The organism is Cysteiniphilum marinum (assembly GCF_014857925.1).
In the GTDB taxonomy this organism is placed as follows: Bacteria; Pseudomonadota; Gammaproteobacteria; order Francisellales; family Francisellaceae; genus Caedibacter; species Caedibacter marinus.
In genome coordinates this window covers 1-2,239 of record NZ_JACYVZ010000089.1, presented here as the reverse complement: position 1 = coordinate 2,239, position 2,239 = coordinate 1, and the positions used below count along the sequence as shown (strand labels likewise).

1 protein-coding gene is annotated in these 2,239 nt (G+C 40.7%); it reads left to right on the top strand.

Features of this window, described 5'->3' with window-relative positions; translation table 11 throughout:
• Positions 1 to 2,239 (top strand): beta strand repeat-containing protein (locus IE867_RS14350; protein WP_192485392.1); only part of this gene is annotated, 2,239 nt, incomplete at both ends.

Genomic DNA, 2,239 nt, shown 5'->3' with positions numbered 1-2,239 from the left:
CAAAGCCTAATTGATTCATTGCAATATATCAATAGCAGTGACAATCTGGTTGATGGCACACGTGTTGTGAGCTTGACGGCTATACGCGATAGTGGTGGTGTAACCAATGGTGGCGATAATGAAGTTACTTTAAGTATTGCCTCAACGGTTAATCTGACAGCCATTAACGATGAGCCTGTTGTTACAGCGACTGGATTAAATCCAAGCTTTACTGAAAATCAAGCAGCGGTAAGTTTATTTGCTAGTGCCAACATTGATTTGGTTGAATCAGCTGATTTGGTCGAAGCGGTTACCTTTACCGTTAGTAACTTAGTTGATGGCAATAGTGAACAAGTTATCATTGATGGTCAGAATATTAGTCTTGTTAATGCTAGTGGCACAACAACTGCCAATAGCTATAACTATACAGTTGCCGTTGTCGCCAGTACCGCGACAGTCACGATTACACATGCCAGTGATATTGATGTGACAACAGCACAAAGCTTAATTGACTCCCTACAATATATTAATAGCAGTGATAATCTGGTAACTGGCACACGTGTTGTCACCTTGACGGCTATACGCGATAGTGGTGGGGTTGCCAATGGTGGCGATAATGAAGTTGCTTTAAGTATTGCCTCAACGGTTAATGTCACAGCGATTAATGATGAGCCTGTTGTTACAGCGACTGGATTAAACCCAAGCTTTAATGAAAATCAAGCAGCGGTAAGTTTATTTGCTAGTGCCAACATTGATTTAGTTGAATCAGGAGATTTGGTCGAAGCAATTATCTTTACCGTCAGTAACTTAGTCGATGGTAATAGTGAACAAGTTATTATTGATGGTCAGAATATTAGTCTTATTAATGGTAGCGGTATAACGGCTGCCAATGGTTATAACTACAACATTGCAGTTGCAGCGAATGCCGCAACAGTCACGATTACGCATACCAGTGATATTGCCGTTGTCGCAGCACAAAGCTTAATTGATTCACTGCAATATATTAATAACAGTGACAATCTGGTTGATGGCACACGTGTTGTCACCTTGACGGCTTTACGCGATAGTGGCGGAGTTGCCAATGGCGGCGATAATGAAGTTGCTTTAAGCATTGCCTCAACGGTTAATGTAACAGCGATTAATGATGAACCGATTGTTACAGCAACAGGGTTAGATCCAAGCTTTACTGAAAACCAAGCAGCGGTAAGCTTATTTGCTAGTACTGCGATTGATTTAGTGGAATCAGGAGATTTAGTCGAAGCAATTACCTTTACCGTCAGCAACTTAGTCGATGGTAATAGTGAACAAGTTGTTATTGATGGAGAGAATATTAATCTTGTTAATGGTAGTGGCACAACAACTACCAATAGCTATAGCTACAGCATTGCCGTTGTCGCCAATACCGCAACAGTCACGATTACGCATACCAGTGATATTGCCGTTGTTGTAGCACAAAGCTTAATTGATTCACTGCAATATATTAATAGCAGTGACAATTTGGTTGATGGCACACGAGTGGTCACCTTGACGGCTTTACGCGATAGTGGTGGGGTTTCCAATGGCGGTGACAATGAAGTTTCCTTAAGCATTGCCTCAACGGTTAATGTAACAGCCATTAATGATGAGCCGATTGTTACAGCGACTGCATTAAACCCTAACTTCCTTGCTAATGATCCTGCAAAAAATGTGTTTGGCAGTGCCATAATTGACTTGATTGAGTCAGGAGATATAGTTCAGGCGATTACTTTAACCGTATCAGATTTACAAAACGGTGCAGATGAATTATTAATCATTGATAGTGATAATATAGCATTGACGAATGGTAATGCTGGCACAACAAGTGCTGGATCATATCAGTACAACGTTTCTGTTGCAACGGGGACTGCAACGGTAATAATCACGCATGCTAGCAATATAAGTGTGAATGCAGCAGAAACATTAATTGACGGCATTCAATACAGAAATATTGCAACAACATTACTCGGGCAATCAAGAACAATCACATTGACTGCTTTACAAGATAGTGGAGGTGTTGCCAATGGTGGCGATGATACTGCGTCGCTTAACATTGACTCTATAATCCAATTCAATAATATTCCAACCTTAACAAGCTTTGCAGATGCGATTGTTTCGACCAATGAAGATACCGAAGTTGAGATTACCTTAGCGCAATTGCTTGCTCAAGGTAATGAAGCCGATATTGATGGTACAGTTGATGGCTTTGTTGTCCAGGTATTAACAAGTGGTACATTAAAAATAG